The organism is Brevundimonas sp. TWP1-3, from assembly GCF_049896085.1.
In the GTDB taxonomy this organism is placed as follows: domain Bacteria; phylum Pseudomonadota; class Alphaproteobacteria; order Caulobacterales; family Caulobacteraceae; genus Brevundimonas.
On the sequence record NZ_JAFCTP010000002.1, the window covers coordinates 493,816 to 517,575 of the forward strand.

Sequence of the window (23,760 nt, forward strand, 5' to 3'; positions counted from 1 at the left end):
TTGCCCTGACCCCCTTTCACCAGATTCTCGGCCAGCCTCATCAACACCGATCAAACCGCATCAACATCAATCATGAGCTTCGCCGGCCTGGTGCGGCGGTGGGGCTGATGGTCTGCGGGCTTCGCACGACAAACAAAACCCGCCCGGCCGAGGCCGAGCGGGTCATGGGAGGGCTGACGCTTCAGGCCGATCGGGCGCGGATCTGCATATGCCGTAGCCCCTGCGCCACCGCCTTCTGCCCCAGATTGAGGGCGGGACCGAACGGACGCGGATCGCTCGCGCCATCTCGATCCACCGACTGGACCAGGGTGAGGCAGCAGCTCGGCTCGAGGGCGATGAGGTCGTCGTTCGCCCGGAACGGCGCGGCCTTGCCATGGGTGTCGAAGTCCGCGCGGGCGAGGATCACCGTCACCCCCTTCTGCTGGGCCCATTTGATGGCCAGCTTCTCGGCGCCCTTTGCTCCGGTCGTCGCCAGAGCCATGCCGGGCCATTCCTGTTTCGCCCAGTTGAGGGCGTCGAAGATCCGCCCCGCATCCCCTGCGGTGTCGGCCGAGGGGGCGCCGCGGAAGGCGACCACAGGACCGTCCGGGACCGCCTCTCCGGCGCGTCGGTTGCGGATCGCGCGGATCGCCTGTTTGGCCTCCAGCTGCGCCGCTGTCAGGTGGGTGCCGCGCCGACTGCCGCGCCAGGCCGTCCAGACCTCTCCGGTCGAGACCGTCCAGGTCTGGGAGGCGGCGTCGCGGACCAGTTCGCAGGCCCGGGTCGCCGCATCGCCGGCGCGGGCCTTTGCCGTCGCCTCCTGCAGCTCCGTATCCGCCGCCTCCGAGCCGTCGAAGTTTCGATCCAGGGCGCGCATCGCATCGCGCGCCCTGTCGGCGTCGCGTTCGATCCGTCCCGCCGCCGAATGAAACGCGCCGATCAGCGCCTCTCCGAGGATGGTCTGATAATCCTCCAGCGCGGTGTCGGCGATGACGTCGAGCAGCTCCGTCATGAGCGCGCGGCCGAGTTGCTCGAGCGCCGCCTCGCTGGGATGCGGACGCGGATCGCCGAGGGCGCCGGTGAGATCGTCGAAGGCCGAGTCGGATTTCTGGAAGGAGGCGGGGGTGTTGAAGGTTTGCATTGCAGTCATCCTCTGAATGAGGTCGAGCGCCCCATGCGCAACGACTGAGGATTTGGGCACGGCGGGGTCCCCGGCAGTCACCGGAGCGGCGCGCCCTTCGCGGCGCGGAGGGGAACGGCGCAGCCGTTGACTTCCGGGGTGACGTGACAAGATCAGAAGGCGTTGTGTGGGGGCATGTCGGCGTCGCCTTCGCGGCGCCGACCCCATTCGGCGCCGCGCGCCGATGCCGTCGATGATCCGCACAACCTGTCGAAGGGCGGCGGCTCTCGCCGCCGCCCCCTATCGACCCCGGATCGGCGCTAGTCCAGCGGACCGGCGTCCAGCAGGCTTTCCGCCACGAACGGACGGCGCTGGTAGCCGATGGCGGCGTGCGCCAGACAGAAGGCGCCGCGTTCGACCGGCGCCCCGCATAGACCGAAGGTCGCGTCCCCGCGCTTCCCGAGCGGCCAGCGGCATTCTCCGGCTCGGATGGTGAGGATCGATCGGCGAACGGGGGTCTGTTCGACAGACGGCATCAAACGGGCCCGTTCGGTCTGCGACGGCCGCGACGCCTCCTCACGGCCCTCCGACCACGCGGATCGGTCCGGGGGGCCGACCGGCGCGCGCTTCAGCCCCAACCGGTGCGCCTTGTCCAGGACAGCGGGGCGGGACACGCCCTCTCCCAGCTGGGTCGCTATCTGTTCGGCCGTCAGCCCCTCGACCCAGAGGGTGATCAGCCGGTGGGTTCTCTCCTTCGTCCAATAGCTCATGACGGAACTCCGTTCAGGCCCAATCGGCCCGACCGGCGTCGCCCTTCCTCCCGACCGCATGACAATGACCCGGCGCTGTTCGCGCCGGGTCACCGTGCTGCTGGACGACCGGTCTTCAGAAGGGGATGTCGTCGTTGATATCGTAGCCGCCGGCGGGTTCCTCCACCCGACCGCCGTCCGGGGTCTCGTCGGCCGACTGCCCGACCGCGTTCCGCCGGTTCTTCAGCCGGATATCCGACACGATCACGCGCAGATCGTAGTGTTCGACGCCGGTCTTGCCGGTCCAGCTGTCGTTCTCCACATGCCCCTGGATTACGACGCGGCTGCCCTTTTTGGCGAAGGCCTGGATGTATTTCTCGGCCGTGGACTCATTGAAGCAGAGGCAGTTGAAGCCAGTCGTCCGTTCGCCAGGCGTCCCATCCGCCTTGCGGAACCGGGTGGTCTCCAGCACACGGAAGCTCGCGCGCTTCCGGCCCGAACCCTGGGCGGAGAGGATGGAGGGATCGGCAGCCAGATAGCCTTCGAGGGTGAGGGTCTGCATGGTCAGTCTCCTGGTGATGAAGAGGAAGGTCAGGCCGCCGCGCGTTCTGCGGCGGGTTCGCGGGCCTCGGCCCAATCGAGGACGGTCAGACGGTTCACCACCAGCTCCTTGGCGGCGCGCTCCGTGCCGTCCGCAGCGGTGTAGGCGGTGTCGATGAAGGCGCCGACGACGACCGCCTCGCAGCCCTGTGCCAGACCGCGCGCGATGACCTTCTCATTGAGGCCCTTTGACCAGCTGACGCAGTTGACGCCGACGAGCCGATCCTTGCCGCCGACATCGACGCCGCGTTTCTCGATCAGCCGGAACACCGCCTTGGCGAAGTCCGGGCTGATCTGGGGGTCGGCGGCGAGCCGACCGGTGAACACCATGGTCTGCATGTCAGTCTCCTGTGGATCCTGAGGCGTCGGGGAGCCGATCTCCCTCATCCCGCCTCATCCCTCCCCGCCCTTCCCTCTCCTTCCGCGAGCCCGCTTCCGGGCGATGCCGAAAGCGGGCTGGGCCGGCGACCGTCAGGCGACGCTCAGGCCGCCGACCGCCTCAGCGCGGCTGCGCCTTCCAGAGTCACGATAAAGACGCCCTCGCCCTCGGGGATCGCCGGGTCCGCTTCAGGCGTCGTCGTTTCCTTCTCGGCTGGGTCGCCTTTTTCGGCGGTCCTCAGCCCGTCTTCCGATCCAGCATCCGCCTGCGCTTCGATGCGGCCGTGGTCGTCGCGGTCGTCGTGGTCGTCGTAGCCGTTGGGACCGGCGATCGCCTCGCCGTCGTCCGCAGCGCCGGCTCCGTCGTCGTCTCCGGGCTGCGGGATCCAGGAGAGGGAGGCCGGCGCCCAGGTCTTGCCGGCCGCTGTCTCGACCACGTGCGCCATCAGCTCCGGCTTCTTCAGCCCGATCACATCGCTCATCGGCGCGTCCATCGCCTCCAGCATCGCCAGCAGGAGGGGCTTGGGATGAGGTTTGAGGAAGACGAGATCCGGCGTCCAGTGGCGCGCGATATCGGCCTCGCACAGCCGGGCTAGCTCCGCAGCCTGGGCGCGGGCCGGGCGCTTGATCGTCGTCGTCCGATCCTCATGAAGGTCGAGAGTAAGCGCCGTCAGCTCCGCCAGCAGACCCTGGCGGTCGTCGTCCGCGAGGCCGTGCACCCAGGCGATGACCGTCTCGCCCGACCCCTCCCAGGCCGCACGCCGATCGTCCAGCCGCCGGCGAACGACCCCGTCCAGGGTGTCGATCACCCGCCCGCCCGTCGGTGCGAACGCCTTGGCTGTGATCGTCAGCGCGCCTTGCGACCGGGCGCCGCGCACGGGGATCGCCAGCAGGCTGAACAGTCCGGCGATCAGGGCCGTCATGGCCACGGACGGCGCATCCGCCAGAGCGCGGATCAGCCCCCGCGTCGCCGTCTCGGTCCTGACCCCGTGCAGGGCATGGGTCACGCCTTCGGTCTCGGGGACGGCCCCCTCCGCCTGTGGCGCCGCATAGGGCGCCGCGCCCCAAGCGCTTCGCGACAGCACGGGGCGTGACGGGTCCGCGCCCGGGTCGGCGTCGGCCTGGACCTCAGCCTCGACCCCAGCCTCAGGCTCCGGCGGGGCGTAACACTGCACTTCGACGCCCGTGCGCCGATCTGGACGAATGACGAGGACGGTCGCGAGGCGGCCGCCGCTCGCGGCCTGATCCATGGCCAGCCTGGCCTGCACCAGGGCGATGAGCGCGGGCTCGATGCGCTCCGCATCCGCCGTCTCCTCCAGGCGCGCGGCGGCATCCTCCGCCACCGCGTCATAGCGATCCCGCGCCGCACGGTAGTCATCGAGTTGACGCTCGGTGAGATCGCCGCCGTAGGCGTAGTGGAGCCGCTCAAGATCGTCGGGCAGGTCCGTCATATGCCCGGTCTCAGGACCTGCAGCCAAGTGCACCGCCAGGCCTTCCGCCTCGAAGACCAGGGCGAGTCTCCGCGCCCGCGCCGTCCAGGCGGCGGTCAGCCGATCCGGATCGAGCAGAACCGGCGCCCGTTCGCCGAACAGATCCGCTTCGACCCGGCCGCCGGATGCGGCATAGCCATCGGCCCCCACCAGGGCGAACCGCGGATCGTGGGTGGTCACCCGACCCGCGTCGAGCCGTTCCGTGACGCGCCAGTCCGCGAAACCGCGACCATCGAGGGCGTCCTGGGCCAGGGCGGCCTGTTCCGAAGGGTCGTTGAGCCGCGCCAGCAGGCGGGCCTGACGCAGGTTCATCCGTCCGGCGCGCAAGGCGTCGAGGGCGACGGACGGCAGGGCGGATAGGGCCGCCAGGCGCTTGATGTCGATTTCGGCATAGCCGAGGGCCCGCGAAATCTGCGCTGGCTTCAGCCTGGACATCACCATCCGGCCGATTGCGGCGATGACGTCGGCGACATGGATCGGCGCAGCCGTATTGGTCAGGACAGCGGCCGCGGCCTGGCGCGTCGGATCCGTCTCGACGATGACCTCGACCGGATGATCGTCCGCGATCCGCCCCTTCGCCGCCAGATGGCGCAGGGCGAGGAGACGTCGGCGGCCGTCCAGGGCCATGGCCGGGCGTTCAGTGGGCCCGCACGCCAGCCTCACGGTCAGGGGCTGCAGCTGGCCGGCGGCGAGCAGGGTTTCCGCCAGGACCGGAATGTCGTCGTCGGCGGGCTCGCCGTAGCGGAGGTTTTCGGGCGCGATGTCGAGATCGGCGAGCGCGAACTGGCGCCGCTCGCGGGCGGCGGCGACGTGGGCCGGCGTCGGGGAGACGGCGCGGCCTTTGGAGCGGGAACGGGTCATAGCGGGATTCCAACCGGCGGCGAGGACCACCCCCGCCCTACCGGCGCCCCTCCCCTCCCTCCCTTTCCCGCCTCCCGCCGGACATGAACGCTTCGTTCCAGTCCCCCCACGGCGGCGGCGGGGTCGCGACGCAACACCGGAGTCCCGCCCGCCTCAGGCGGGCGGCGAGGGTCGCGGCGGCCGCCTGACCCGCGGCGTCTCGGTCTGCAGCGATCAGGACCGAGTCGACGCCGGGCGGCGCCGCCCAGGCCGCCAGATTTCCTGCGGACAGCAAGGCCCACCCAGGCAGTCCGAACAGCGTCATGGCGCTCAGCGTAGTCATCACCCCCTCCGCCACCAGAAGACGCCCTTCCGCCTCGCCCAGCCGGACAGCGCTGCCGGGCGGAACGACCCCGACAGTCTTGCGGGCGGGCGTCGCATTTGGGGACCGATGTCCGTTGGATGACAGATAGACGAGTTCGACAGCGGTGATCGCGCCCGCCGGCGCGCGTATGCCCGCCATGAGGGCCGGAAGGCGCCGGCGACCCGGTCGATAGACCGAGGTCGGGACCGCGCCATGCTGGCGCAGATCCGGTTGCGTCGCACCGAACGCAACACCGCGAAGGCGGAGATGGCGTGCAGCGGGGCCATCCATTGAGATCGGTCCGGACTCGACCCAAAGGTGGGTGGCCGCCAGAATCCGCTCGCGACGGTCCGGACGCGGCGCGGGATCCCCTCCGCCGCCGGCGCCCCCGTCATTGCAGAGACGTCCCCGGTCGTCGACGAGGCCGCGCCGGCGAAGATCGTCGAGCACGATGCGCCAGTCGGCAGAGCCGAAGCCATGAGCGACGACACGTCCCTGGTTCAGCAGCAGGGACACCGATCGGTCGGAACTGCTGTGACCGGGGGCGGGAATATTCGCCCGGCTGCCGCCGGCATACAGATCGCCCCCGACCGCGCGGACGACGCCCCCAAGCGTCCCGGGCCTCACATCAACCCCAGGGCGCGAAAGCTGGCGACGGCCTCACGGGCCACCACCACATGATCATGAACCTGGAGCTCGAGGGCCCGGCAGGCGTCCACGATCTTGCGCGTCATGGCGATATCGGCGTGCGACGGCGCCGGGTCGCCGGAGGGATGATTGTGGACGAGCACCAGGGCGGAGGCGTTCAACTCGAGCGCCCGCCTGACGATCTCCCTAGGGTACAACGGCGCATGGTCCACCGTGCCGTCGTTGCAAATCTCGTCGCGGAGCAGACGGTTCTTCTTGTCCAGAAACAGGGTCCGGAACTGCTCGCGAGGCATGTGCGCCAGCTCCGCCCGAAGATAGGCGAGCAGGGCCGACCAGGACGACAGCACGGGTTCACGCGAGGCCTCGACCCGCGCGAGCGCGACGGCGAGCCGGCGCAGCAACATCAGGTCCGCGATCGCTTTGCACGGCAGGCGGCTGGAGCGCTGGATCTCGCCCGGATCGGCGCCAAGCACGGCGGCCGTCGATCCGAACCGCTCGATCAGGATGGCGACGGCCGAGGCGCAAGCCTCGGGCGGCAGGCTCCGGGACAACAGATCCCCAAGGAGGGCGGCATCCTCACCCAGGGCGGGTGTCGCGGCGGACGCCTGCCGCAGGGACTGCGCCTTCTGACAAAGCGACGGCCGACGGCGGGGGCGAGCCTTTGAGGCGGTATGGACGACGGTGACGACGGGGACAACGGGGACGATAGGGGGATGGGACACGGCGGCCTCCTGGCCAGAACGCTCTCAAACCGGAGCGCTCTCCCGCGCCCTTCCTCCCTGCTCGACCTTCGGCGCCGCGAGGAGGGCCCTCTCGAACCGCACCTGCTCCGAACCGGACGCGAGGGTGGCCACGAAACCGAGGGGCGCCCATGCTCGCGTGTGCGCCCCGTCGGCCCGCCACCATTCGGCGGCGTTGGCGGCCTTGGGCAGCAGGGCTCCGAGACGCCGCTCGATCTCCGTGAAGCTCAGTTCGACCACAGCCCCCTTCTGGCGCTTCAGGTATCTGCCGAGCGGATCGTATTTCCCCATTGGGGCTTAAGGCCGTATCCGAGAGCAAACATCAAGATCGGCGGCTTCAAACGGGGTCCGGCCGATCGTTCCTATGGACATCGATTTCGAAGACCCCGTCCGCCTGCGCCATCTTCCCGCGACGACGCAGCGCGGGTTGGAGGGTCGACCGAGCCCTTGGGCCGCTTCTCTTCCTATTCGTCCGGAACGCCCTGCGCCGATACTCGCGCCCAGTTCGCAACCTGGCCATGAACCCGCATCGCATCCGGTCCCGGCGCCGCTGTGCAGGCCGCATCGATCCCCATCATCAACCTTGGCCTTTGGAACGATGACTGGCGACGACTCTTTCTAAGGGGCAACTTCGAAAAGGATGCTCCCATGTTGAAAGCCGCCCTCGCCGTCTCGGCGACCGCTGTCCTCCTCACCGCGTGTGGGAATAATGAGCCTGCCGATGCGCCCGTCGAAGGTCCAGCCGTCTCGTCCGCCGAAGCCCCCATGAATCCCGCCGTCGACACCCAGGACACGTCTGAACAGGCTGCGCTCACCCCCGGCGCCAATTCCTTCACCGAGGGCCAGGCCAAGTCCGCCATCGAAAAGCAGGGCTACGTCGTTTCCGGCCCCCTGACGCAGGACGATCAAGGCATCTGGAAAGGCCAGGCGTCTCGCGCAGGCGGTGAATCGACCACTGTTTCGGTGGACTACAAGGGCGTCGTAACGCCCCAGTAACGCGCCCTGACCCTCCACTTTTTCCCAACATCAAGGAGCCAACATCATGGCGACCGTTACTCGGCTGTTCGACAGCCACACCGAAGCCCTGGACGCCGTCTCGAAACTTGAGGCTGCGGGCGTCTCCCACGACAAGATCAGCATCGTCTCGAACAATGCCGACAACTGGCATTCGGGATCTGGAAATCATAACGCCGGACCTCTCGGGGACCGAAACGGCGATGGAGAGAACGATGTCGCCGACGGCGCAGGCAAGGGCGCGGCCACGGGCGGCATCCTCGGCGCCGGCGCCGGCGTCCTCGCAGGATTGGGCATGCTCGCCATTCCCGGACTCGGTCCCGTGGTCGCCGCCGGCTGGCTCGCTTCGACAGCGGTCGGCGCAGCGGTCGGCGCCGCAGCCGGCGGTGCAACCGGCGGCCTTCTCGGCGCGCTGAAGGAAGCCGGACACAGCGACGACGAGGCGAATGTCTACTCCGAAGGCGTGCGTCGAGGCGGAACACTCGTCAGCGTCAAGGCTGACGGCGACGACGCCCACCGTCTGCAAACGATCCTCGACGGCAGTCGCGGCTTCGACGCCACGACGCGTGGTGAAGCCTACCGCCAGTCCGGCTGGTCCGGTTTCGACGCCAACGCCGAGCCCTATACCTCGGAACAGATCGAACTCGAACGCGCCAGATACCGCTAGGCGCAAGTCGACGCCCATCGCCGTCTATAGCGGCTTAATAAGCGGCCCGATGTTTCAACATCGGGCCGTAACTGCGTGGCGTCCACGAAACGAGGCCGGCGCAACCCCGCCGCGCGTCAACAGACAGCCTGCGGCCCTCGAGATCACGGCATGAAGGGCGACCCTGTATGGCCGAACACGCCGTTCCCGACCGCCGGCGCCGAGCGCCACCTCCATAGGCCCTTATTCTTTGGCGTTTGCGAACGACGCAGACCTCATTGCGCCCAGGTCCAACCGGAACAGCATGAGGTCATCGGCGCCAGAGACGGTCATCGAGACCGCCCCCTCACCCAGAACTGCGACCCGTCTTCGCTCAGCAGTTCTCCAGGCGTTCGGATGGCTTCGACCTGCGCCTCTCGCATCGTTGCGAGCTCGGCGGACCAACTCTGGGATCCGTGGACGCCCGCATCGCTCTGGAAGTGGAAGATCATAAGACGCTACGCCTTTTCTCGTCGTTCGGTTTCCTCCCGTGTTCTCTGCCAACCAGAAAGCCCCTGCGGGGACGTCAAAGGGTCCGGCTTCGGCGGTCTTTACGAAGCCGCCAAACCCTCTGTCCCTTGCCTACGAAGGTGATGCACGCTCGAAGCCTGGGGACCGGCGACGGCATCCTGCCAAACCGCCTCATCCCCCCGACGCCCGTTTCAGTCCGGGACGGATCATTTGACGGCCAAACTGCTCCGGCCCGCTAATCCGCGCGAAGGCGGCTGCGCGCGGACTCTGGAGCCCTTGATCTTGCCGGGCGCGACCTAGACCCGTGCGGTCACTGCGCCTTCAGTCGCGAGGCCAAGGCCACCGCGCCGGCTTTTGTCCATCTTGCGATAGGTCGCCAGTGCCTGACCCACGACCTGGTCCATATTGTAGTATCGGTAGGTCGCAAGACGTCCGGCGAAGACCACGTCCGGCCGCCCTTCGGCCAGCGCCTCATACCGTTTGAACAGGGCCTGGTTCTCCGGTCGCGGGATGGGATAATAGGGGTCGCCCTCGGCCGTCGGATATTCGTAGGTCACGCTGGTCTTGGGATGCACCTGGCCCGTCAAATGCTTGTATTCGGTGACCCGGGTGTAGGGCGTCGCCTCGGCCGGCGCATTGACGGTCGCGACGGACTGCAACTGCTCCCGGTCCAGCGTCTCATGCTGGAAGCGCAGCGAGCGGTAGGGCAAAGGTCCATGGCAGTGATCGAAGAACTCGTCGATCGGTCCAGTGTAGATCAGGCGATCGAAGGTCACCTCGTCGACGATGTCGCGATAGTCGACGCCCGTCTCGACGCGGATGTTTTCGTGGTCGACCATGCGCTCGAACATTCGGGTGTAACCCTCCAGCGGCATCGCCTGGAAGGTGTCGGTGAAGTAGCGGTCGTCGGTGTTGGTCCGGGTCGGGACGCGTGACGTCACCGACTTGTCGAGGTCCGAGGGGTCCAGGCCCCACTGCTTTCGCGTATAGCCTCGGAAGAAGGTCTCATAGAGCTCGCGGCCGACGGCCGAGACGACCACGTCCTCGCTAGTCCGCACCTTCTCGACCGGCTCCGCACGCGCGGCCAGGAATTCCGCTGCGGCTTCGTCCGTCTGCAGGTCGAGATCATACAGGATGTTCAGCGTCGTCCGATTGATCGGCATAGGCGCCAGCTTGTCGCCGACCTGCGCAAGCACCCGATGCTCATAGGGACGCCACCGCGTGAAACGCGACAGATAGGCGAAGACGTCGGCCGAATTGGTGTGGAAGATGTGCGGCCCATATTCGTGGATCAGCACCCCCGCCTCATCGAGGCGGTCATAGGCGTTGCCGCCGATGTGCGGCCGTCGATCGACGATCAGGACGCTCATGCCCGCGTCCGCCGCCAAGCGTTCGGCCAGGACGGAACCGGCGAAGCCTGCCCCGACGACCAGGGCGTCGTAGTGGGCGCGGCGCGGTGGGCGCGCCGCCCGCGTCGCCGACATCGCGCCCCGCGAGGTTGCGGCCCGATCAACAAGAGCGCTCATGCGAATATGGGTCTGGTCCCATGACAGATCCGCCAAGGCGGCATCCGCCTCGGTCAGCCATTGACCCGTTCGGTCGCCTGCGAGGACCAGAGCGGTCTCGCAGGCGGCGACGAAGGCTTCCGGGGTCGCTGCGATGGCGACGGCGTCCAGATCGCCATAGTGGCGCACCACGTCGCGGATCGGCGTCGACACCACAGGCCGCCCCCCCGCCAGATACTCCGGCGTTTTCGTCGGACTGATGAACTGCGTCGAGTCGTTGATCGCAAACGGCATCAAAGCGACGTGCCAGCAGCCGAGTTCGGCCGGCAAGGCGTCGTAGGATTGTCCGCCAGGATAATCGATATTGGGGCGACGCGGCAGGTCGTCTTCCGAGATCTTCACCACCGGCCCGACCATGACGATGGTCCAGTCCGGCCGCGCATCGGCGACGGCGGCGATCAGGTCGAGGTCCATCCGTTCGTCGATCACGCCGTAGAAACCCAGGGTCGGCGTCGCGTTCGGCTGGACATCGCGGGCCTGGGCGAAATGGGCCCGATCCACGCTCGATGGGAAGGGGTGGATATTGGCGTGCAGGTGGGCCTTGGCTTCGTAGAGGCTGTGGCCGCCGGTAAAGACCACATCGGCCGTGGCGATCAGCTCCTGCTCCAGCGGACGAAGCCCGGGCGGGGCGAAGCGGAAGTTGGCGAGCTCGTCCATGCAATCATAGACGACCGCCGCAGGCTGCAGATGCCGCGAGAACGGCAACATCATCGGCGTATAGTACCAGAGCACCGGCCGGGCGACGCCTTGCTCGGTCAGCAGTCCGTCGAGCAAGGCCTTGAGTCGCTCTTCCCTCGCGAGTTCGGACAGCCCATTCGGCAACCGGGGCGTGGCGATGACGACGCCGCTCAACGGACAGACGCGCGTCTCCACCCTGGCCTCGCCGTCATCGGGGATCGGTTCTTCGAAATAGATGACCGTCCTCGATTGGGCGAACCGCGTCATCAGATGCTGAGGGCGCTGAAAGACGAAGTCCCAGCGCAGATGAGAAAAACACACGATCGGATCGCGGCGGGCCGAGGGGGCGAGGTCGATGACCTCTGCGCCGGCGGCGGCGCGGTCTTTGGAGGCGGTGATCATCATTGGGGTCCTTGGTTCTGGCGCCCGCGAGGCGGTCGCCGTGGCCTTCCGGTAGTGTTGGCGTGTGCGGGACGGGGGCGGTCTCAAAGGGTCGGAGGGTCAGGCGGCAAGAGCGCCATCCGGCGGATCATCGATCTCGGGGTGGAAGCATCTTCGCTCCTCCAGCGACCACCACCCCCCGCCCGCAGGAGGATCGCTCGGCTCTCGCCGCGCCAATCCCGTGAGCCACCGCGCCAGGTCGCCAGCGACGGGTTGGCCGGAGGAGACGTCGAACGCGCCAGCCTCGTATCGGCCCTGCGTCCTGGTCAGGAGGCTGTCCCAGTCGACCGCGCCGAGCAGGGACCACGTCGTTACGGCCTCGATGGACGCGCCCTCCGCCGACAGGTCGCTCGCCGCTCGCCAGCATTGGTGGAACCAACGAATCTGTTCATCGGACTCCGCCCCGAGATGGCATTCCGTGACCGCCAGAGGCAGGCCGTACCGGTCCCAAAGCCTCGAGAGATGATCGCGCCACCCGCCAAGCCGCGGCGACATCGCCCTGACCGCCTCCACATCGGCATAGGCCAGTTCAGCGTTCGCGCCGTGCGACGCCGGCGGATAGCGATCAAGCCGGTGATCCAGGAAGCGGTCGCTCGTCACATAGTGGTTCATGCCGATCACGTCCGGCGGGCACGGGTCTTCAGAGATGACGGCGAGCCTGTCGCCCAGCCCAAACCACGCCAGACGCTGGAACAGCGGATGACCCGCCGTCACCCGGCCGCACAAAAGGTCCCAGGTCATCAGTCGTCGATCATTCTCGAACCGGACTTGGGACGCGCAGGGCGCTGTGCCATAGGTCGCGCCGAAGTCCTCGGTCTGCACCAGCCTGGCCTCAGGATTCACGCGCCGGATCGCCTTCATCGACAGCCGCGTCGCATCGATCTGGTTCAGCAGCGCCAGCCAGAAGTCGCGCTCATCGGTCCGATGCGGGTACCAATGGCCGTAGAGGGCGCTGAACCGCGCGGTCGTCAGCGGCTCGTTCACCGGTGTCCAGTCCCGAACCCACGAATAGCGTTCGGCGGTGCAGGCCGCATGGCGCGCCAGGCCCTCCGCGAAGCCCGGATCAAGGAGATCGGTCCAGGCCGGTCCAGAACCGTGATGCAGCAGCCCGACGATGGGTCGCAAGCCTAGAGACCTCAGCCGCGACAGGCGCGGGTCTGGCCACGTCCAATCCCAGACGCCCTGCGCGGTTTCAGTCCTCTCCCAGAGCACCGGATAACGCAGGGCCTCCAAACCCAGTTCGGCAAACCGGTCGAGATCGTCGATCCGGTCGTGATGGCCGCTTAGCCGTGTCTGATCGCGCCACACATCCCCGATACGGTTGAGCGTGCACTCGGGTCCGCCCCAAAGCCCGGGTCCGCAGCCGGTCATGCGGCGTTCGGCAGGATGGAAGCGCCGAAGCGCCGATTCCTGCGCCAGGCGACGGCCGTGGCGATGATCGTCTGGAGATCGTCGAACTCCGGTCGCCAACCCAGCCGCGCCGCCGCGCGCGACGGATCGGCGACGAGCACCGGCGGATCGCCCGCCCGACGCGGGCCGACCTCATAGACGGGCGGCCGGCCACAGGCTGCGCCCACCGCGTTGATCACCTCGACGACCGAAGCCCCGACGCCTCGGCCGAGGTTCATCGCCTCGAAACCACCGTCGATCCTGTCCAGACCGAGCGCCAGCACATGGGCCCGCGCCAGGTCCGCCACATGAATGTAATCGCGAACGCAGAACCCGTCCGGGGTGGGGAAGTCGTCACCGAACACGGTCAACGGTCGCCCGCCCGCCAAGGCCGCCTCGATGGCAAGGGGGATCAAATGGGTTTCAGGATGGTGCGCCTCCCCGATCAGACCCTCGGCGTCCGCACCTGACGCGTTGAAATAGCGCAGCGCTACCGACTCCAGTCCGAAGGCGGCGCAGTGGGCGGCAATCATCCGCTCTCCCGCCAGTTTGCTGTCGCCGTAAGGGTTGATCGGATTGAGCGGGTCCGTTTCCTGAAGGAGGCCAGACGTCGATGGCGTTCCATAGACGGCGGCCGTGGAGGAGAAGATCAGCCGTCCCACGCCCGTGCGCCGCATGGCGGACAGCACGGCGGCCACGCCGTTGACATTGTGATCCCAGTAGAGGTCCGGACGATGCATCGATCGGCCCACCTCGATCAGTCCGGCGAAGTGGATCACCCCGACGATCCTGTTGTCCCTCATCGCCTCCGCAAGGCGCTCCGCATCGCGCACATCGCCCTGAACCAGCGGCCCCCACAGCACCGCCTCTTCGTGGCCGTTGCTGAGATCGTCGTAAACGACCGGCTGGTAGCCGGCCTGTGACAGGGCCTTGCACGTGTGGGAGCCGATATAGCCCGCGCCCCCCGTCACGAGGATCCGGTCAGCCGCCATGACGGTTGAACCCTCCCGCCATCATCCGGCGTATCTTTCGTATTCCTCGGCGTAGCGCGCCGTCAGCAGAGCGGAATCGTCCGCCTGGTTCCAAAGATCGAGAAACCAGCCGGATTCCTCTTCGAACATGTGGGTCAGGACCGCACCCTCGATATGTTCGAGCTTGTCCAACCACTCAGGCTTGGACGCGGGTATGCGCTCCAGTTCCGCCATCTGGGTCTTGGCCACGGTCTGCTCGAGATAGGCCTGGGCGGCATGCGCCTTGTGGTCGGCCTTCCCCAGCGCGGGGTAGAGCACGATCTCTTCCGCCAGCGAATGGCCGTTCAAGACCAGGGCCAGGGCCTTGAATGCGGACTTGCGGTCGGCCGCCGACCGCGCGGCCCGCGCCGTCGCGAACGCGTCGCGGATGAGATCGTGGTGGTCCAGGACCATCGTCAGCCAGTCGCCGGGCTTCGCGGCGGCGCGCGCCTCCGCCGTCGCGGCCGCACGCTTTTCCGCGTCCGGCAAGGGCGTCACCGCAGCCATGAGCTTGTCGATCACAGACATTGTCTTCTCCGTCCAACTTCCATGGCTAAGCGACGGATCGATTGATGGTTCCTGTGTCGGCGTCCCGACTCGAAGCGCGCCGTTCTCAGTCGCCGTGCCGTCAGCCCGCGCGTCTGGGCCCCCACCGTCCACATTCGGTTCCGGCGAATGTGAGGACCAGAACATCCCCGGGGATGATCCGTGCCAATCGCAGCTGAGCCTGTCCGCGCGCCTGCTCGTCCGTCATGGCGCGCAGGCTTTCTTCAGAGACCGGACGGCCGTTCCGAACTGTCGACAAGGTGTATCTGGGCATCAGGAGAGATTGAGCGAGGCGCTCGCATCGACGCGAGCAAGCGGCCGATCCTGAGCGCTCTCGGCGACAAAGGCCGCGATGCGTCCGTTGTAGTAATGATCCCGCTCGAGAAACCCCATGTGATTGACGCCTGTGACCGGGTCCAGGGATCCAGCGGACGCGGTTTCGACCAAGGCCTCGCTGGCCTCCAGCTTCGTGACCAGGTCGAGCGTCCCGCCGATGACCAAGACCGGGCACGCCATGGCCGCGATGGCCCCTGAGGCGTCCCAGTCGAACATCGCCAGGTTGCCCTTTGCGAGGACCGCCTGCGAATTGCGCGTCCCCAGCAGCGTCGTATGTTCGAGCTGGCTGCGCGTCACGGCCCGGCCAAACTGCAGACGGTTGGCGAGATGCGCGGTTCCGTTCAGGTAGGATTGCCAGGCGCTCAACCAGGCCAGAGGCGCGAACAGCACCGTCAGCTTGAACATCGGCTCCAGAAGGGGGCGGCGCAGCGCCATCATCAAGGGACTGAACACCATGGTCCGCAAAGGATTCGTATAGGTCGTGTGGAGCAGCACGACGCCTGACACGCGCGCGTGGAACAGGGCGGGATGATCGCGGACGAGCGTCTGGATCGTCATGCCGCCGATGCTGTGCCCGATCAGAAGGACGGGCCGCGGCGCCGCCTCTTCGATCAGGTGCGCCAGGTCGGTCGCGAAGTTCTTGATGGCGATTTCGCCCGTCGGAGGCGCTTTGGATTTGCCGAGCCCCGCCAGATCCCAGGTGACGAGACGATGAGGGACGAGGCTCCGCTCGGCCCCCAGCCGGTGCTTCAGAGAGTGCCAGATGGTGCGGTCGAGTCCCCAGCCGTGGGTGACGATGACCACGGGCCCGTCTTCCCCGCCCTCGCTCTCGACATAAAGTTCAGCCCCGGTTGGACTGGCCGTCATAACGCCCCCGCCCCGATGCGCCCGCGTGGGTTCGCTGTCGGCTTTCGCGAGGAGAAGCAGGGGGAACGCTCGACCGGCCAGGCTCCACCCGACGACACCCCCGGCGACCCACAGGCGCCAATCCTCGCGCACGCGCAAGGGGACGCCCGATGGGTCAAGAAGGACGTCGCCGCGCCACCAGGTCCAGATAAGGTAGGCGGCAAGAGCGAGGACCAGAAGTCCAAGGAGCGAGAGCAAGGCCCGCACGAAGGGGATAAGGGGCATGAGGCGTCCTGAACCCGCGTTGGTGCGGGCGCAGGGCAAATGCCGCCCCATCGCCCGCGTTCCAATGTCGTCTTGACGACAGACACAGGCCTCCGCCTCCTCTCTTCCGCCGGCGACACGGCCCGACATCTCAACGTCGGCGGCGCTCCTGTGAGCGGCCTGCTCAAGCCCGCAGCGAGCGATCCAGGCAAGCGTTCGAGACGTCTGCACACTCGACCACGCCTTCACAGGCGGTAGGTTCGTCCGATCCCGGCTGGCGCAGACTTTGGGGATAAACGCCTCAGCCAAAGTTCGACGGTCGCGATATCGGCGCCGGCGAGGGCGAGGTCGTGATCCACACGAACGCCGCAACGGATATCGCCGCCCGCCGCCGTTCAGAAACCCTGCCTTCGGGACGTTGCTCAAACGGTCCCCTGCACCGTGAGGGCGCCCGAGGCGATCCGATCGCCGATGTCACCGGACTGAGAGTGATGCCGTTCAAAAATTCGGGAATGAAGCGCGGTTCGTTGACCTGGGGCTCTAGCCCCCGCGTCGGTTGGATCAGCGGGGGCCCGGGCCCTTGATACATCAAGTGTTCCAAAGTCGTCAGGACGACACTCGGACGAAGTATTCAGAACCACGCGATTCAGCGTTCAATCGCTTCACTCAAGTGTCGTCCAGCCGACATTCGAGCAAACAGACGCTTAACTGATAAATCTGGACCTGGATTCTGGAACGACTGGCGAAACGAAGGAGTTGTTGCGGAAGATTAAAAGCCCACCCTAAAAAGGACGACTCCAAAATGTTCATGCACAACAAGAGGCTGCAGTATACGGTGCGGGTCGCTGAACCCAATCCGGCGCTGGCATCGTTGCTCCTTGAGCAGTTCGGAGGACCGGATGGCGAACTCTCCGCCGCGATGCGCTACTTCACCCAAGGTCTGGGCGAGCTCGATCCCGGCCGCAAAGACCTCCTCATCGATATTGCGACGGAGGAGCTCAGCCACCTTGAGGTCATCGGGTCGATCATCGCCATGCTGAACACCGGCATCAAGGGTCAGCTTGCCGAAGCATCGATGGCGGAAGCCGAGCTCTACATGGCCTTGAACGCCGGCGGCGACAGCCACACCCAGTCGCTGCTCTACGGCGGCGGCCCTTCCTTGACCAACTCTTCCGGCGTGCCTTGGACCGCCGCCTATGTGGACAGCCGCGGCGATCCGACCTGCGACCTGCGATCCAACATCGCTGCGGAAAGCCGCGCGAAGATCGTCTACGAGCGGCTGATCAACATCACCGACGATCCCGGGATCAAGGATGCGCTTGGCTTCTTGATGACGCGAGAGATCGCGCACCAGAAATCGTTCGAGAAGGCGCTCTACGCCATCGAGGACAATTTCCCGCCGGGCAAGCTGCCGGGCATCGAGCGCTTCGCCAACATGTACGTCAACACCTCACAGGGCGAAGGCGACGTCGACGGGCCGTGGAACAGCGGCGAACAGTGGGATCGTATCGACGACCTGGATCAGGTCATGCCGGCCGATGACGGCGACGGCGGCGCAACGGTCGCCCTCGACAAGAAGACGCAAGGGGTCGTTGATAAACTCGCAGAGCGCACCCAGTCCGATCCGGCTGTGGATGCGGAGACGGGCGTTGATCTCGGAGCCGGCCCCGGGGCGGGGCGGGTCACCGATGAGGATTTCGGCGGGGCTGCAGACATCCAGGAGGCCGCCGCCCAGGCGAAAGCCCTCTGACCAAGTGAGGAGGCCGGCGCTCGGGCGCCGGTCTTTTCAAAGATGCAGGCTAGACCGCCGGACGATCTTTCGGTCCGTGTCGCTGCGCTGGGCGCGCCTGAAACGGGAGTTTCGTAGCCGGGGTCCAAGCGAAGCGGGCGCCGCTCCATTGACCGCCACGCGATCGGTGTTCGACGTCACATCGGGCCTCAGCTCCGCGAAGGGGGCGGGGAAAGCCCCGCTCGGAAAGCGTTTTCGCGCGATGGGCGTCATTCTTCAGCGTACGACCCGGCATGCGCTTGCAACCCTCGCGCCGCGTGAGGGCTTATGTCGTGGAGGCGACAGAAGTCCACGCACGACTCCTATACCGGCTTACCGGTCGAAGTGGACGTCGTGGAGAGCGGGGCGGCATGATAACGGCGGAAGCCAACGGCCTATGGGCCGCGATGAACGATGAAGACAAAGCCATTTTGGGCCAGTCCGCGATCCTGTCCCATCTTCCGAAAGATGACGTTCTCCTCCAGCGCGGCGATGCCGTCGAGCGTGTCTTTCTCCCGATCGACGCGGACATCAGCAACGTCATCCACCTCGCCGACGGCATGATGTCGATGGCGAGCAATGTGGGACGCGAGGGCGTAACCGGCTTGGCGGCCTTCATGGCTGACGAACCAATCGGCTGGGACCTGCTGGTGGCGGTCCAGGGTTCAGCCCTGATGATCCCGACGCCGGTCTTTCGGGAACGCGCGGATGCAAGCCCTCACCTTCAACAGCTTCTTCTCAGCCTTACCCACTACAATCAGATCGAGGCCGCCCAGAACGCCGTCTGCAACGCTCTACACCCGGTGCCCGCCCGCCTGGCGCGCTGGCTGCTCATGACGCAGGATCGGACGGGGCGAGACGAGTACGATCTCAAGCAGGAAAATCTGGCCGACTTGCTTGGCGCCCAGCGAACGACCATCAACAGCGTCCTTCGCGCTTTCTCGGAATGTGAAGCCGTGCAAAGTCGACGAGGTCGGCTCCGGATCCTCAATCGAGACGTCCTGCTCCGGCAAACCTGTGAATGCTACGAGACGATTGGCAGCACCCGGTGGCGACGGGGGCGCTAAGCTCGCGTTGCGAGGCTTGAAGGCTGGCGGGAGGTGCGCGCCTCCGCGTTCCAAAGTCGACGCCTGCGCGCCGGAGATGCTGGTCTTGCCAATCGAACAGACGGACCATCCTCCGCCGTATACCTACTGACGGTGAACCGCGGGCCTGCAGAGGTGTTGAACCCTCATGACCGCGAAAGACGCCTTGGCCTGCCGCCGCGCCCTTAGGGAAATCCGGGAGATCGCCGCCGTCGCCCTGCTGGATGGCGCTCAGATCTCTGAACAGGAATCGCTCCAGACCATCGCCGCCATCGCCGGGTGGGCCGTCGAGGACACGGGTTCTGCGCCTCCCGACTGCGGAGACATGATCCGCCGCCTGGACGATGCGATCGGCGAGATCGACATCGAAACCCTCGACGACAGGACCGCGATGGATCTGTTCCAGAAGGTCATCGCCCTGCTCCAAACCCAGGCCGCGCCCGGAGCGCCGGCGGCATGACCTCCCCGTGGCCCGCCCGTCTCTGGATCGTCCGCCATGGGCAAAGCGCAGGCAACGTCGCCCGCGACCACGCCCACGCCGCCGGCCTCGGCGAGATCGATCTCGATATCCGAGATGTCGATGTACCGCTCAGCCACCTGGGGCAGGTGCAGTCCGAGGCTCTCGGCAAATGGTTTGCGGACCTGCCCAAGGGCGAGCGTCCGACCGTCGTCCTGACCTCGACCTATCTGCGCGCCCAACAGACGGCGACCGCGATCGCCGAGGCCGGGGGGCTCGCCGAGGCCGATCTTGCCTTCTGTATCGATGAACGCCTGCGCGAACGGGAGTTCGGCGTGCTGGATCGGTTGACCACTCGGGGCATCGAATCCCGTTACCCCGAACAGGCCGAAGCCCGCCGCCGCCTGGGAAAGTTCTACCATCGGCCACCAGGAGGCGAGAGCTGGTGCGACGTCATCCTCCGGCTTCGCGCGGCGCTCGACACCCTAAGCCTGCATCATCGCGACGAACGCGTCCTGATCGTCGGTCACCAGGTCGTGGTCCTGTGCCTGCGTTATCTGCTGGAAGGACTGACCGAGACCGAGATCCTCGCCATCGACGCCGAGGGCGATGTCGCCAACTGCGGGGTGACGACCTATTCGCGCAACCGTCAGGGCGGCCTGACGCTCGAGGTCTACAACTTCGTCGCCCCGTTGGAAGATGAAGGGGCGCCGGTGACCTCTGCGCCGGACGCCAAGGTCGCCGCGCGATGACGACGCCCCTCGACGCCGCGGCCCTGTCCCATCATCCCCTCCCCCCGCTTCCTGCGGACGGCGACAAGGAAGACCGCGGCGCCGTCTTGGTCGTCGGCGGCGACGCCGTGATGGCGGGCGCGGCGATCCTCGCCGGCGTCGCGGCCCTCAGCGTCGGTGCGGGCAAGCTGCAGATTCGCGCCGACCGCGCCTCGGCCGCTGCGATCGCCGTGGCGGTGCCGGAGGCCCGGATCGTCATCGCGGGAGCGACGAGCGCCTCTCCTTTGGTTCAACAGGCCGTCAAGGCCTCGGCCCTCGTGCTCGGGCCAGGCATGGACACCGCCAAGGCCAGTCGGCGCTTGGCGTCGAGGTTGCTGAACAGCGCCCCCGCCGTCCCGGCGGTGATCGACGCCGGCGCCCTCCCAGTTTACGACGAAGCCGACGCCTTCGCCCGGCTCGCGGGCGGCCGGACCGTCATGACGCCTCACGCCGGCGAGATGGCCGCGACCCTCGGTCGGGCCAGGGACGACATCCAGGCCGATCCGCTCGGCGCCGCCCGTCAAGCGGCGGCCATGTTCCGGTCAGTCGTGGTCATGAAGGGAGCGACGACCTTCGTCGTATCCCCGGACGGGACGGCCTGGCGCCATGACGGCGGTGTGGCCGGCCTGGGAACGTCGGGTTCCGGCGATGTCCTGGCGGGCGCGATCGGCGGGATTCTCGCGCGGGGCGCCCCGCCTGTGGTCGCCGCCCTCTGGGGTGTCATGCTCCATGCCCAGGCCGGGTCGGACCTCGCCGCTGCCGGCGCACCGCTGGGCTTTCTGGCGCGAGACCTTCCGGGTCGGTTGCCGTTCGTGCTCGCGCGACTGTGCGCCACGTCGGGCGCTTCGTCCTGACCGCGCCCGCAGGCCTGGAGGCGCTTCTGTCGCGCCCGGCGCCGGAGGTCGCCGCCGGGCTGATCGGGGCCCGTCTGAAAATCGACGGCGTGGGCGGGATCATCGTCGAGACCGAGGCTTACGACCGCCACGATCCGGCCTCGCACAGCTTCCGTGGACCGACGCCGCGCAACGCGCCGATGTTCGGGGCGATCGGTCGGGCTTACGTCTATCGGATCTACGGCCTGCACTGGTGTCTCAACATCGTCTGCGACGCCGCGACCCCCGGCAGCGCCGTCCTCATTCGCGCCCTCGAGCCGATCTGGAATCTGCCCGTCATGGCCGAACGACGGGGCAGGGTTCGCCCCCGTGACCTCTGCGCCGGTCCCGGCCGGCTCTGTCAGTCGCTCGGGGTGACGGGGGCGCTCAACGCCCTGCCGATCACCGTCGCCCCGTTTGCGCTTGACCTTGGCCAACCCGAGCCGGTCCTCGTCGGCCCACGGATCGGCCTTCGACGCGGCGTCGAGACGCCCTGGCGGTTCGGCCGGGCTGGCTCGCCCTATGTCAGTCGCCCCTTTGCCGATGCGATAGCGGGATCCGATCCTGCCCGGGCCGTTCAGATCGGCTCAACATAAGGAGCGGCCAGACCGGGTCGGCGGCAGCTCCAGGCCCAACCCATCCTCGGCCACAAGGCTGCGCCTTCGTAACCACCCCCGTTTGAAGCGACGGTCACCCCGGCGAGCGGACAGCTTCGACGGTCGTGAGTTGATCACCAGACATCGAATCCTCCAGGTCGGCGCATGGCCGTGCGCGCTTTTCCGGTTCCGTATTGCGACGCTGGAACGCAGCGGCGTCGGGCGGATTGGGTAACGGACCAGACGGAGCATCCCATGTCCTCATCCGATCCGATTTCGACCGACGCCGAAGTCGCCTCCCCGGCCTTCATCGACAATGACAACGTCGAGGGCGATCACGCCGCATCGACCATCCGCGCAGCCATGATCAACAGGCCTCGCCAAGACCTCTACGCCTTCTGGCGTGACTTCACGAACCTTCCTTCCTTCACCGAGAATGTGAAGGCCGTCGAAGTTCTTGACGTCAGCCGATCGCAATGGACGATCGCCGGCCCGGCGGGCGCCGAGATCGATCTGGTGTCCGAGATCACCGAGGACATTCCCGGCGAGCGGATCGCCTGGCGCTCCAGCGAAGGCTCGGACGTCGATCACGAGGGGTGGATCGAGTTCAAGGACAACGCCTTCGGCCGCGGCACCGAGGTGCGCATCTTCATCAGCTACGACCCGCCCGCCGGCGCGATCGGCAAGGTCGTCGCCAAGGTGATGCAGCGCGAGCCCCGCATCCAGGCCCGCCGCGAACTCCGCCGCTTCAAGCAACTCATGGAAACCGGCGAGGTCTCGACCTCCAAGGCGCCGGAAGCTGCGCCTCGGGCCAGCCGTCACTTCTGATCCCGGGCTCGCCCGCCCCCCCCTTCAACAGCGAGAGTCCCATGCGCGCACTCACATGGCACGGCAAACACAACGTCCAGGTCGACACCGTCCCTGACCCCCAGATCGTCAATCCCCGTGACGCCATCATCAAGATCACCGCCACCGCCATCTGCGGCTCGGACCTGCACCTTTACGACAGCATGATCCCGGGCATGTCGAACGGGGATATCCTTGGTCACGAGTTCATGGGAATCGTCGAAGAGGTCGGCCCTGCCAATACGACGCTGAAGCGCGGCGACCGAGTCGTGGTGCCTTTCGTCATCGCCTGCGGCAAATGCTTCTTCTGCGACCACAAGATGCCGGCGGCCTGTGACAACTCCAACCCGGCCGACAAGGCGGATGCGACCGAGATCGCCTATGGCTATTCGGTCGCAGGCCTGTTCGGCTATTCGCACCTGACCGGCGGTTATGCGGGCGGCCAAGCCGAATACGCCAGGGTTCCCTATTCCGACTATGGCCCGATCAAGATCCCGGATGGCATCGAGGACGAGCGCGTCCTGTTCCTCTCCGACATCTTCCCCACCGGTTGGATGGCCGCCGAAAACGCCCAGATAAAGCCCGGCGACACGGTGGCGATCTGGGGCTGCGGCCCCGTCGGTCTATTCGCGATCAAGAGCGCTCTCCTTCAGGGCGCCGGCCGGGTCATCGCCATCGACCACCACCCGCGCCGCCTCGATCTGGCGAGGCAGAACGGCGCCGAGGTCCTGAACTATCATGAGGTCAAGGTGCGCGAGGCCCTGATGGAGATGACCGCCGGCATCGGGCCCGACAGCTGTATCGACGCCGTCGGCATGGAGGCGCACGGCTTCTCGCCCGACAACATCGTCGACGCCATCAAGCAGGAGACCAAGATCTTGGGCACCGACCGCCCTCACGTGCTGCGCGAGACCATCATGGCGGTGCGCAAGGGCGGCACCGTCTCGGTGCCTGGCGTCTATGGCGGCGTCGCCGACAAATGGCCGATCGGCGCCTTCATGGAAAAGGGCCTGACGCTCAAGACCGGCCAGACGCACGTTCAAAACTATCTGCCGCAGCTGCTCGAACTGATCCTTGAGGGGAAGATCGACACCACCGATCTGATCTCGCACCGACTGCCGCTGGAACAGGCCGCCGAGGGCTACAAGAACTTCAAGGAAAACCAGAATGAGTGGACCAAGGTCGTGCTGAAGCCCGGATGAGGCCAAGCCGT

Annotated in this window: 23 protein-coding genes; 10 read left to right on the forward strand and 13 right to left on the reverse strand. The window is 67.0% G+C overall.

The window, feature by feature from the left end:
* Window positions 1-181 precede the first annotated feature (181 nt).
* The 8 genes from ACP693_RS14285 to ACP693_RS14320 all read right to left on the reverse strand — a co-directional run bounded on the left by ACP693_RS14285 (window position 182) and on the right by ACP693_RS14320 (window position 7,199).
* Window positions 182-1,120: a DUF2493 domain-containing protein gene (locus tag ACP693_RS14285; RefSeq protein WP_426020376.1), complete on the reverse strand. Its 939-nt coding sequence runs from the start codon at window positions 1,118-1,120 to the stop codon at window positions 182-184.
* A 299-nt stretch (window positions 1,121-1,419) separates the two neighbouring features.
* Entirely contained in the window at window positions 1,420-1,869 is a 450-nt protein-coding gene (locus ACP693_RS14290) for a GcrA family cell cycle regulator (protein WP_426020377.1), read from the reverse strand.
* A gap of 115 nt (window positions 1,870-1,984) precedes the next feature.
* Window positions 1,985-2,410, reverse strand: coding sequence for a single-stranded DNA-binding protein (locus tag ACP693_RS14295; protein WP_426020378.1), 426 nt, complete (start codon window positions 2,408-2,410; stop codon window positions 1,985-1,987).
* Between the two features lie 29 nt (window positions 2,411-2,439).
* Window positions 2,440-2,787: a single-stranded DNA-binding protein gene (locus ACP693_RS14300; RefSeq protein ID WP_426020379.1), complete on the reverse strand. Its 348-nt coding sequence runs from the start codon at window positions 2,785-2,787 to the stop codon at window positions 2,440-2,442.
* A 143-nt stretch (window positions 2,788-2,930) separates the two neighbouring features.
* Window positions 2,931-5,177 (reverse strand): ParB/RepB/Spo0J family partition protein, encoded by a 2,247-nt coding sequence (locus ACP693_RS14305; protein ID WP_426020380.1) that lies wholly within the window; start codon window positions 5,175-5,177, stop codon window positions 2,931-2,933.
* 37 nt (window positions 5,178-5,214) lie between these two features.
* Window positions 5,215-6,036: a toprim domain-containing protein gene (locus ACP693_RS14310; RefSeq protein WP_426020381.1), complete on the reverse strand. Its 822-nt coding sequence runs from the start codon at window positions 6,034-6,036 to the stop codon at window positions 5,215-5,217.
* A gap of 107 nt (window positions 6,037-6,143) precedes the next feature.
* A complete protein-coding gene (locus ACP693_RS14315) occupies window positions 6,144-6,890 on the reverse strand; it encodes a JAB domain-containing protein (RefSeq protein ID WP_426020382.1) in 747 nt (248 codons plus the stop codon).
* Between the two features lie 24 nt (window positions 6,891-6,914).
* The gene (locus ACP693_RS14320) at window positions 6,915-7,199 is read right to left on the reverse strand and encodes a DUF7662 domain-containing protein (RefSeq protein WP_426020383.1); all 285 of its coding nucleotides are present in this window, start codon (window positions 7,197-7,199) and stop codon (window positions 6,915-6,917) included.
* Window positions 7,200-7,556: 357 nt separating this feature from the next.
* Here ACP693_RS14320 and ACP693_RS14325 point away from each other — a divergent pair, with 357 nt between their 5' ends.
* The gene (locus ACP693_RS14325) at window positions 7,557-7,904 is read left to right on the forward strand and encodes a hypothetical protein (protein ID WP_372691240.1); all 348 of its coding nucleotides are present in this window, start codon (window positions 7,557-7,559) and stop codon (window positions 7,902-7,904) included.
* Between the two features lie 46 nt (window positions 7,905-7,950).
* Window positions 7,951-8,589: a hypothetical protein gene (locus tag ACP693_RS14330; RefSeq protein ID WP_426020384.1), complete on the forward strand. Its 639-nt coding sequence runs from the start codon at window positions 7,951-7,953 to the stop codon at window positions 8,587-8,589.
* A gap of 785 nt (window positions 8,590-9,374) precedes the next feature.
* On the opposite strand, the gene glf is transcribed toward ACP693_RS14330, so the two are convergent.
* The 5 genes from glf to ACP693_RS14355 form a co-directional block, all read right to left on the reverse strand.
* Entirely contained in the window at window positions 9,375-11,723 is a 2,349-nt protein-coding gene (glf, locus tag ACP693_RS14335) for a UDP-galactopyranose mutase (protein ID WP_426029328.1), read from the reverse strand.
* A gap of 99 nt (window positions 11,724-11,822) precedes the next feature.
* Window positions 11,823-13,133 carry a family 1 glycosylhydrolase gene (locus ACP693_RS14340; protein WP_426020386.1) on the reverse strand — a complete coding sequence of 437 codons (1,311 nt, stop codon included), beginning with the start codon at window positions 13,131-13,133 and terminating at the stop codon, window positions 11,823-11,825.
* Window positions 13,130-14,143, reverse strand: a complete 1,014-nt coding sequence (galE, locus tag ACP693_RS14345; RefSeq protein ID WP_426020387.1) for a UDP-glucose 4-epimerase GalE — start codon at window positions 14,141-14,143, stop codon at window positions 13,130-13,132. The genes ACP693_RS14340 and galE overlap by 4 nt, the downstream gene beginning before the upstream one ends.
* A 21-nt stretch (window positions 14,144-14,164) precedes the next feature.
* Window positions 14,165-14,689: a hemerythrin domain-containing protein gene (locus ACP693_RS14350; RefSeq protein WP_426020388.1), complete on the reverse strand. Its 525-nt coding sequence runs from the start codon at window positions 14,687-14,689 to the stop codon at window positions 14,165-14,167.
* A 291-nt stretch (window positions 14,690-14,980) separates the two neighbouring features.
* On the reverse strand, window positions 14,981-15,847 hold the full coding sequence (locus ACP693_RS14355; RefSeq protein WP_426020389.1) for an alpha/beta fold hydrolase: 867 nt from the start codon (window positions 15,845-15,847) through the stop codon (window positions 14,981-14,983).
* Between the two features lie 1,108 nt (window positions 15,848-16,955).
* Between ACP693_RS14355 and ACP693_RS14360 the strand changes: the two genes are divergently transcribed.
* From ACP693_RS14360 to ACP693_RS14395, 8 genes are all read left to right on the forward strand, one after another.
* Window positions 16,956-17,903, forward strand: coding sequence for a manganese catalase family protein (locus tag ACP693_RS14360; protein ID WP_426020390.1), 948 nt, complete (start codon window positions 16,956-16,958; stop codon window positions 17,901-17,903).
* A gap of 389 nt (window positions 17,904-18,292) precedes the next feature.
* Window positions 18,293-18,988, forward strand: a complete 696-nt coding sequence (locus ACP693_RS14365) for a Crp/Fnr family transcriptional regulator (protein WP_426020392.1) — start codon at window positions 18,293-18,295, stop codon at window positions 18,986-18,988.
* A 166-nt stretch (window positions 18,989-19,154) separates the two neighbouring features.
* Window positions 19,155-19,466, forward strand: a complete 312-nt coding sequence (locus tag ACP693_RS14370; RefSeq protein ID WP_426020393.1) for a hypothetical protein — start codon at window positions 19,155-19,157, stop codon at window positions 19,464-19,466.
* Entirely contained in the window at window positions 19,463-20,215 is a 753-nt protein-coding gene (locus ACP693_RS14375; protein ID WP_426020394.1) for a histidine phosphatase family protein, read from the forward strand. The genes ACP693_RS14370 and ACP693_RS14375 overlap by 4 nt, the downstream gene beginning before the upstream one ends.
* Entirely contained in the window at window positions 20,212-21,087 is an 876-nt protein-coding gene (locus ACP693_RS14380) for an NAD(P)H-hydrate dehydratase (protein ID WP_426020395.1), read from the forward strand. Before ACP693_RS14375 ends, ACP693_RS14380 begins: the two co-directional genes overlap by 4 nt.
* Window positions 21,060-21,701 carry a DNA-3-methyladenine glycosylase gene (locus ACP693_RS14385; RefSeq protein ID WP_426020396.1) on the forward strand — a complete coding sequence of 214 codons (642 nt, stop codon included), beginning with the start codon at window positions 21,060-21,062 and terminating at the stop codon, window positions 21,699-21,701. The genes ACP693_RS14380 and ACP693_RS14385 overlap by 28 nt, the downstream gene beginning before the upstream one ends.
* Window positions 21,702-21,956: 255 nt before the next feature.
* Window positions 21,957-22,529, forward strand: coding sequence for an SRPBCC family protein (locus tag ACP693_RS14390; protein WP_426020397.1), 573 nt, complete (start codon window positions 21,957-21,959; stop codon window positions 22,527-22,529).
* 41 nt (window positions 22,530-22,570) lie between these two features.
* Window positions 22,571-23,749, forward strand: a complete 1,179-nt coding sequence (locus ACP693_RS14395; protein WP_426020398.1) for a zinc-dependent alcohol dehydrogenase — start codon at window positions 22,571-22,573, stop codon at window positions 23,747-23,749.
* The last annotated feature ends 11 nt before the right edge of the window (window positions 23,750-23,760 follow it).